Source organism: Oceanimonas smirnovii ATCC BAA-899 (genome assembly GCF_000381965.1).
Lineage (GTDB): Bacteria > Pseudomonadota > Gammaproteobacteria > Enterobacterales > Aeromonadaceae > Oceanimonas > Oceanimonas smirnovii.
Window position 1 is genome coordinate 276766 of the sequence record NZ_KB908454.1, and the last position, 8958, is coordinate 285723.

Below are 8958 nucleotides of genomic sequence, written 5' to 3' on the forward strand. Positions count from 1 at the left end.
ATAATCAGATCATGGGGATTTGTTCGTCGTCATCATTATCATGGTCACTGAATAAATCCAGCCGGTATTGCTTGCGCAGGCTTTGTCTGGTGAGCAGTTTTTGCTGAGCCATGGACGGCAGCTCGGTGAACTGAATCAGTTGCTTGTCTATCAGTAAGTCTATCAAGTCTTCCAGCACCCGCGACATGGCCAGATCAGACGCTTTGAGCGGATCTGATCCGGGCTCTGCCGCTGCGTTAATAAACCGGGCAAGCTCCGGTGACTGGTCTTCTACAGGCTCACTGATATCCGCGATTTGTTCACGGCTGACCGCACAAATACGCCCGTCTTTGTCTCTTTTTACAAACATCAGCATAGTCCCTGTTCACGTGCCAGTAATACCAGGTGCATGCGATCTCTGGCTCCCAGTTTCTCAAATACAGAGCTTAAATGTGCTTTGACGGTACGCTCGGTAATATTCAGTGTGATGGCAATGCGTTTATTACTGCTGCCTTTTATGACCTCAGCGGCAACCTGACGTTCGCGTGTGGTTAATTTGCTGAGCAGCGATTCTTTATCACCTGCTGCGCTGCCAGTGTTTTCAAGCATGGGGGAGAGCATGCCTATCATATGAGTGACCAGCTCGGCAGGTAACCACATGCCCCCGGCACAGACAGTTTGGGCTGCCTGAGTCAGGATCTGCTGACTGGACAAGGCCTCAAGATAGCCTCGGGCTCCTGCGGTCAGTGCCTGGCGCAGCTCATTTATCTGAGGGTTGCGGGTAATGGCAACAACGGTATTTCCTTGTGCTGTCTGATGCCTGATTTGTGCTTCCCAGCCCGCAACGCCGGTAAGAACCCATATCAGTCCGGCAGGAACAGATAACGCTGCCTGATCACTGGCCTCGACCAGGTTTGCATTCGGAAAAGCCTGATGCCAGCGCGGACTGTAAAATCCTTTTTCGGTAATAAATACTGAATTTATCATCTTTCTGTCATCGCTTTTGAAGTGGCTCTGAGGACGGGTTTCAGCAGGTATTCCAGTACGGTTTTTTTGCCTGTAAGAATATCAACTTCAGTGACCATGCCGGGAATAATGGTAAGATCGGCAGCAAGGTTGGTTCGTTCAGTGGCCAGGCGCACCAGATAGTAACTGCTGCCCTGATCATCCTTGATGGTATCGGCACTGATATGTCTGACTTCCGCATTTAAACCGCCATAAATGGCAAAATCGTAAGCAGTGAATTTAATCATGGCGTCTTGCCCCGGGCGAATAAAGGCGATGTCTTTGGGCTGAATTCTGGCTTCAATGATGAGCTCATCATCCAGCGGGATCAGTTCAATCACTTCCCGGCCCGGTGACACCACGCCGCCCACGGTATTGGCAAACAGCCGTTGCACCGTGCCTCTTACCGGCGCGCGAATCTCGGTTTGCTGTACTCTGTCTTCCAGTGCAGATTCTGCCTCACCCAGTGCATCCAGCCTGGCTTTTGCTGCCAGATAGTCACGCCGCCATTGATTGGTCACATTAAGTTCTACTTCTCTGAGTTTGTTCTGAGCTTCTTCTATGGCGGCTTCGCTTCGGCTGATGGCGGCTCTTGCCCGCTCGGCTTCACCACGTGAACGACTGATCTCGCGCTGGATGCGCAGTATATCTACATCGGAAACGGCCCCCAGCTGCAGCAGCGGACGGGTCACTTTCAGCTCTTGCTGACTGAGCGCCAAAGACTGAGTGTGTTGCCTGAGTTCAGCCTGCGCTTCAACCAGATCCTGCTGGCGCTGGCTGAGCTGATGATTATAAATGGCAATTTGCTCTTGCAGCTCTTCCTGGCTGGCGCGATACAAGCGCAGTTCCCGGCTGATAAGATCGGGAGCCTGTTCATGCAGCTCATCGGCAAACACCGGCTCGGTTTGATCAATCAGCGCCTGCAGGCGTGTCACTTCAGCACTGGCCGACAGATATTGAACCTGGCTCTCACGCAGGTTGGACATGGAGCGGGTTGGATCGATACGCAGCAGTACTTCACCGGCCTCTACGGTTTGGCCTTCTTTCACCAGGATCTGCTGCACAATACCGCCATCCAGCGATTGTATTATCTGCAGCTGCCGTGAGGGGATCACCCGGCCCTCTCCCCGTGTTACTTCATCAAGAGAAGCAAAAGCAGACCAGACCAGCAAAGCAATCAGTACCAGACCCATGGAATAGAGCAAGGCTCTGGCGCGAACGGGTTCCTGCTGCAGGCGGGCCCATTGGGCATCAAGATCCCAGTTTTTGTTGGTGTGAGGCTGTTTGCTGTTTGGGGTCATGCCGCACTCCCGATTTTGCCTTGCCTTAATGCCTCGAGCACTTCTTCTTTTGGCCCGTTGGCAACAATCTGGCCATTATCAACCACAATGATCCTGTCTACCAAAGACAGCAGTGAACTCCGGTGAGTCACCAGCACCATGGTTTTGCCGTGAGCACATTGTTGCAGACTTTGTTTTATCTGTTGCTCGTTGCGTTGATCAAGTGATCCTGTGGGCTCATCAAGAAGTAAAATGGGCGCGTCTTTTATCAGTGCTCTGGCAATGGCGATAGACTGACGTTGTCCGCCAGATAACAGCTCGCCCCGCTCACCCACCTGCATATCAAAGCCAGAGGGATGGGTGTCGACGAAGTCGGCCAGGCCACTCTGGTTGGTGGCATGAACAATACGGGCATCATCAACCTGCGACATGCCCATCACCAGGTTATCGCGCAGGGTGCCGTAGAACAGTGATACATCCTGTGGCACATAGCCCATGGCTCTGCGCAATTCGGCCGGATCCAGCTGGCGAATATCAACGCCGTCTATCAGGATAGTGCCGGCACTGGGCTCATAAAGCCCCATGATCATACGCTCTATGGTGCTTTTTCCTGAGCCGTTACGCCCGAGAATAGCCACATGCTCTCCTGACTGGATTTTGAAACTGATATTTTGCAGTGCCTGCTTTTCGGCATTGGGATAACTGAAGCTGACCTGACGGAACTCGATATCTCCTGCTACCACAGGACGGCTGACTTTATGCTGCCCCTCTGCACGCTCGGTGGGCGTGTCCATAATCCGGTTCAGCGTATTCATGGCGGCTACCGCATGATGATATTGAGACAGCAAGGACGCCGCATGGCCTACCGGCCCCATGGCCCGAGAAGACAGCAGGTAGCAGGCGATAAGTCCGCCTTGCGTAAGCTGACCGTCACGAATGAGATAAACGCCCAGAATAATCAGGCTGACGGCAACCACTTGTTGCGTCCAGTTTGCACCATTGCTGACCGACGAAGCCAGCAGTCTCATGCGAGCGGTCAGCTTGGAGAGAAATAAAATAGTGCTTTCCCAGGTGCCCTGCATTTTGCTGGCTGCACCGGTAATTTTAATGGTTTCAAGATTACTCAGGCACTCTACCAGGGTGGCGTTGCGCATGGCGCTTGCCTGCATCATTTTTTCAGAAAGGCGCTGCATACGGCGCTGGGCAATAATGGCATACAGTAAGACGATTAATGCGCCTATTATAATGGGAATAACCATCAGCCAGTTAATAATGGCAATAATGGAGCAGAATAATAAAATAAAAGGAAGATCGACCAATGTAACCAGGGTGACTGAGCCAATAAAGCTGCGCACAGATTCAAAAGACTGCACATTACTGGCAAAAGAACCAGCAGACGCCGGGCGCTGTGACAGCTTCATGTTGAGAATGTGCTCCATAATGGACGCAGAGAGCGTTATATCGGCACGATTTGCTCCCATATCAACAAACCAGCCTCGCATCAGACGCAGACCCAAGTCGGCACATAGCACAATAAACACGCCGGCAGCCAGCACCCAGAGCGTATGCGTTGCGTGATTGGGTACCACCCTGTCATATACATTCATCACAAACAGCGGCATGGTGACCGCCAGCAGATTGATCAGAATGGCGGCAATAATAATGTCACGGTAAAGAGGGCGGTTTTGCTTTATAACGCTCCAGAACCAGTGTCCTTCGGTACGGAAATTTCCGCTGGTTCCGCGCTCATCAAAATGAAACAGAGGATGAGCATAAATAAGGTTTCCGGAATACTGTGGTTCAAGTGTATCAAGAGAGACGGTCACTTCAGCATCCGGCAGGTCGGGCCAGATAACGCTTGCAGTTTTTTGCTGCTGATCAATGCCTGTAATAACACAGGCATTGTTATTATTCAGTAAAAGCGTAGCGGGAAGTAATGATGTATTTATGTCGGACAGTGCGTGAACAGAAACTTGGCTGGCAAGCCCGGCCCGGCGTGCGGCCCGGTGAAAAACTGACGGTGTTAACATGCCATCTGCCAGTGGCAAACCTGCCAGTGCGATGTCGCTGGTAAGCTTTCGCTGGTGCAAACGGCATAAAATGAGCAAACACCCGAGCAAGGGATCAGCTTGTTGGGTATGGTGTTTTGTTTGTGGCATTCAAGCTTCCGTATATTCCCCGGCAAGATGCCGGGGCTGTGATGAATTACCTGCTTTTAGCGTAATATTCTGACCTGGCTGATGGCGGAACGGATTTCTTCGGCAGGGCAGGCTGAGTCTGCATCTACGGTAACCGGCTCTGCTCCCAGATCACTGAGCGAGGGTAACTTATCATTAACTACGCTCAGCGCTGGCAGCAGCTGGCCCATGGCCGCCAGGGTGCGTGCAATGGCGGTGCCCCTGTCGTAAAGCGCATTGGTATAAGCCCGGCTCGCCTGAAAATATTCGTTCTGGGCGTCGAGCACGTCAAGCAGCGTTCTTTCACTGATGTTAAATTGCCCTTGATAGGCAGCTCTTACCCTGTCTGAGGACAGCCGGTGCTGATTAAGAATGGGCAGCTGCTGATCAAGCTTTTGTACATCGTTGTATGCAATTTGCAGGGTCTGGCGCATATCAACACAGGCTTTGTTGCGCTGATCCTTGGCTCTGTCTACTTCTTCATAGGCTTTATCAACATTTGCCTGATCACGGCCTCCGCGATACAGGTTGTAGCGAACATCCAGACCAACACGCCCTTCGGTGCGCCGTTCATCGATAGTGCCATCTACATAATCCTGAGTGCCGTATCTGGCATTAAGGTTAAGTTCCGGATGAAACGCCGCCTGCTGGCTTTCTACAGCAGCTTCCTGGGCGCTGATATTTCGAAGTGCGGCGTGAAATGAAGGGCTGTGTTGATAGGCCAGTTGCATGGCGTCGCGCAAGGTCAGCGGTAACTGGCTGTTATTGAGCTCCAGCTCCGGCATGTTTTCCGGTGGCAGCTCTCCGACAATGCGCAGGTAGCGAGCGGTGACATCATGCAGGTTGGTGGTTTCTGTTAACAGGTTGGACTCTGCAAGCGAAACACGGCCACTTATCTGCTCCAGATCTGCTCTGCGTGCTACCCCGGCACGGGCACTGGTTTCAATTTGTTCAAAAACATCTACATGGCTGGTTAAGTTGTCTTCCGCCAGGCGCACCAGATCGCGATAGCGCATGACATCCTGATAGGCTCTCAGGGTTTCCAATGCAGTGCCATCAATGGTTTCCAGCAATTCAAAGTAACGAACCAGCTGCGCATTCTCAAAACGAGTGACATCGTTTGAGGTTTTAAAGCCATCATAGAGCATTTGTACCAGGGAGATTTCTGCGGCACTGCCGGTAAAATCTTCCGGATTGGTGTAGTTGCGCCATTCCTTACCATACCCAGCGGTTACATCCACCGTTGGCTTGTATCCGCCTTTGGCAAAGTCGATGTCATATGCCGAGGCATTGAATATTCTCCAGCTGGCCTGAACATCAGGATTGGTTGCAATTGCTTTTTCTACAATGCCGGCCGGGCTGGCAGCTGATTCCTGCGCATTCGCAGCTGAAGCCAGTAAGTACGCCCCTGCAAGAAGAAACAGTGCTCGTGGTTTTGATGGTTGCATGCTGTATGACCTGATCCATTTAATTAGTAGAAGCAACAGTGACTCATTGAAGCTCTGTTTGCTCATATCCCTGTGCTTCACTTGAAGCTTTAACCCTAGCCTATCTTAAACATCTTTACGTGGATACATACTGTACCAGAGGACAATATTTTCCTGTTTTCTTTACGATAAGATGTGGCAATTATCAGAGTTTTATAAGGTTGGCAAGGTATGAGCGTAGCGATAGCAGTGATCACCGAGGCTTCAGGCCAGGTAACCGCGAAATCTGCTGACGGTTCTGTTCGTCAGCTTTCTGTTGGCGATACTGTGTTCGCCGGCGAAACGTTAATTACCGGAGAGGGCGCTGAAGTGGCGCTGGATTTTGGTGATAACGTGCCCATGTTGTTTGGTGAAAACCAGACCCTTCAGATGACGCCAAGCATGCAGTCAGCCGCAGAGCCTGCTACGCAAGAAAGTGCCTTGCTTGATCCCAGTGTTGAAGCAGTATTGGCTGCCCTGGAAAACGGCGATGATATTTTAGAAGAGCTTGAAGCACCTGCCGCAGGTATTGCCGGTGCGCCTTCTGGTGGCGGTGGTTCTTTTGTGTCGCTAACCCGAGTAGCCGAGCAGGTTGATCCTCAGTCATTTGAGTTTGGTATAGCCCCTGTAGATCCGTTTGAAGTTGAAGCCGGCGCAGCGGCCCCGGATGCAGAGCCTGATACCCTCGCAGTTGATGATCCGGAAGTGCCAGTGGATCCGGATGAGCCAGACGATACTGACGCCGATGCCGATGCCGACGCAGATGCCGATGCTGACGCCGACGCTGACGCCGACGCTGATGCCGATGCAGACGCAGATGCAGATGCTGACGCGGATGCTGACGCTGATGCCGACGCGGACGCTGATGCCGATGCTGACGCTGACGCTGATGCGGATGCCGATGCTGACGCAGATGCGGACGCAGATGCTGATGCCGACGCCGACGCCGACGCCGATGCTGACGCGGACGCCGACGCCGATGCTGATGCAGATGCAGACGCCGATGCGGATGCGGACGCCGATGCCGATGCTGATGCTGACGCCGATGCGGATGCTGATGCCGATGCTGACGCCGATGCGGATGCGGATGCGGATGCGGATGCGGACGCCGATGCGGATGCCGACGCTGACGCAGATGCAGATGCTGATGCTGACGCAGATGCTGATGCCGACGCAGATGCGGACGCAGATGCTGATGCCGACGCAGATGCAGACGCCGACGCTGACGCGGATGCTGATGCCGATGCGGATGCCGACGCTGATGCGGATGCTGACGCCGACGCGGATGCCGATGCTGACGCAGATGCTGACGCGGATGCAGATGCAGATGGGGATGCCGATGCAGACGCAGATGCCGATGCTGACGCGGATGCCGATGCGGATGCTGACGCTGATGCAGACGCCGACGCCGACGCAGATGCCGATGCGGATGCTGATGCGGACGCTGACGCTGATGCGGATGCCGACGCCGACGCGGATGCTGATGCAGACGCCGACGCAGATGCCGACGCGGATGCCGACGCGGATGCCGACGCGGATGCCGACGCCGACGCCGATGCAGACGCCGATGCAGACGCCGATGCGGATGCTGACGCCGATGCTGACGCCGATGCTGACGCGGACGCTGACGCTGACGCGGACGCAGATGCTGACGCGGATGCGGATGCTGATGCGGACGCAGATGCAGATGCTGACGCGGATGCGGATGCGGATGCTGATGCGGACGCCGACGCCGATGCTGACGCGGATGCTGACGCTGACGCTGACGCTGACGCTGATGCGGATGCCGATGCTGATGCGGACGCTGATGCCGACGCCGACGCCGATGCTGACGCGGATGCGGATGCTGATGCGGACGCAGATGCTGATGCCGACGCTGATGCTGATGCTGACGCCGACGCAGATGCCGACGCAGATGCCGACGCGGACGCTGATGCGGATGCCGATGCTGACGCCGACGCGGATGCTGATGCTGACGCCGATGCGGATGCTGATGCCGATGCTGACGCCGATGCGGATGCGGACGCCGATGCGGATGCGGACGCCGATGCGGATGCCGATGCTGACGCCGATGCGGACGCTGATGCGGACGCCGATGCGGATGCTGATGCCGATGCCGACGCGGATGCTGACGCCGACGCCGATGCGGATGCCGACGCTGACGCAGATGCAGATGCAGATGCTGATGCTGACGCAGACGCCGATGCTGACGCCGATGCTGACGCCGATGCGGATGCTGACGCTGATGCGGATGCTGACGCTGATGCGGATGCCGATGCGGATGCCGATGCAGACGCGGATGCCGATGCCGACGCAGATGCCGATGCGGATGCGGATGCGGACGCCGATGCCGATGCTGATGCAGATGCTGATGCCGATGCTGATGCCGATGCTGACGCCGATGCGGATGCCGACGCAGATGCTGACGCGGATGCTGACGCCGATGCGGATGCCGACGCTGATGCCGACGCAGACGCCGATGCGGATGCCGATGCGGATGCCGATGCAGACGCGGATGCCGATGCCGATGCCGACGCAGATGCTGATGCGGACGCGGATGCCGATGCCGACGCCGATGCGGACGCCGACGCAGATACCGACGCGGATGCGGATGCCGACGCGGATGCTGACGCGGATGCCGATGCGGATGCTGACGCGGATGCCGATGCCGACGCGGATGCTGACGCCGATGCCGACGCGGATGCTGACGCCGATGCCGATGCCGATGCGGATGCCGATGCCGACGCGGATGCTGATGCCGATGCTGACGCCGACGCAGACGCGGATGCTGACGCCGACGCAGATGCAGATGCGGATGCGGATGCTGATAGTGATACCGATGATGAAGGTGATACAGATCCTTCCACCGACGGTGAGTCAGACGGCGGCGAGTCGGATGATGACAAGTCGGACGGCGGCGAGTCGGACGATGACAAGTCAGACGGTGGTAAATCGGACGGTGACAAGTCGGACGATGACAAGTCGGACGGCGGCGAGTCGGACGATGACAAGTCAGACGGTGGTAAATCGGATGATGACAAGTCAGACGGT

6 protein-coding genes are annotated in these 8958 nt (G+C 55.3%); 1 reads left to right on the plus strand and 5 read right to left on the minus strand.

The features are described 5' to 3' along the window. Window positions 1–4 precede the first annotated feature (4 nt). From G364_RS0101275 to G364_RS16190, 5 genes are read right to left on the minus strand one after another with little or no spacing between them, the layout of a single operon-like run. Window positions 5–349 carry a hypothetical protein gene (locus G364_RS0101275; protein ID WP_026344595.1) on the minus strand — a complete coding sequence of 115 codons (345 nt, stop codon included), beginning with the start codon at window positions 347–349 and terminating at the stop codon, window positions 5–7. Beyond that, window positions 349–966, minus strand: coding sequence for a response regulator transcription factor (locus tag G364_RS0101280; RefSeq protein WP_019933333.1), 618 nt, complete (start codon window positions 964–966; stop codon window positions 349–351). The genes G364_RS0101275 and G364_RS0101280 overlap by 1 nt, the downstream gene beginning before the upstream one ends. Then, complete coding sequence (locus G364_RS0101285; protein ID WP_019933334.1) at window positions 963–2285, minus strand: HlyD family type I secretion periplasmic adaptor subunit; 1323 nt, start codon at window positions 2283–2285, stop codon at window positions 963–965. The genes G364_RS0101280 and G364_RS0101285 overlap by 4 nt, the downstream gene beginning before the upstream one ends. Beyond that, window positions 2282–4423 (minus strand): type I secretion system permease/ATPase, encoded by a 2142-nt coding sequence (locus tag G364_RS0101290; protein ID WP_026344596.1) that lies wholly within the window; start codon window positions 4421–4423, stop codon window positions 2282–2284. The genes G364_RS0101285 and G364_RS0101290 overlap by 4 nt, the downstream gene beginning before the upstream one ends. Window positions 4424–4479: 56 nt before the next feature. Further along, window positions 4480–5889: a TolC family outer membrane protein gene (locus G364_RS16190; protein WP_019933336.1), complete on the minus strand. Its 1410-nt coding sequence runs from the start codon at window positions 5887–5889 to the stop codon at window positions 4480–4482. A gap of 739 nt (window positions 5890–6628) precedes the next feature. Between G364_RS16190 and G364_RS17450 the strand changes: the two genes are divergently transcribed. After that, the coding region (locus G364_RS17450) for a hypothetical protein (protein WP_211212407.1) at window positions 6629–8958 on the plus strand (2330 nt) is incomplete at its 3' end.